The organism is Pseudoselenomonas caprae, from assembly GCF_008271345.1.
Classification (GTDB): Bacteria; Bacillota; Negativicutes; order Selenomonadales; family Selenomonadaceae; genus Selenomonas_A; species Selenomonas_A caprae.
Genome location: NZ_VTOZ01000074.1, coordinates 1 through 317 on the forward strand (window position 1 = coordinate 1; position 317 = coordinate 317).

Here is a 317-nt window from a genome sequence, read left to right on the forward strand (position 1 = left end):
CAAAACAGGCAATTTTGCCACTATATATTTCAGATTATCTGGATATTTGCGACCCAGTGTTGGTTTTCGACAGATTCATGGAGGGAATCGACTTGGAGAAGTATCTGAAAAATGTTCCGAAACATATCACTGGACGCATCAGATACAACCCGGCCAACATGCTGAAAGCAATTTTATTCGGATTCATGTCTAATGGATATATCTCGCTCCGGGAACTTGAGGATAACTGCAAGGTCAATCTTCGTTATATGTATCTCATGGAGCATCAAACACCATCGTACCGTACCTTTGGATACTTTATCGAAAACATTCTCAGC

The 317-nt window shown here is 40.7% G+C and carries 1 protein-coding gene; it reads left to right on the forward strand.

All coding sequences use genetic code 11. The features are described from left to right. A partial coding sequence (locus tag FZ041_RS14365; RefSeq protein WP_222931182.1) for a transposase occupies window positions 1-317 on the forward strand: 317 nt, incomplete at both ends.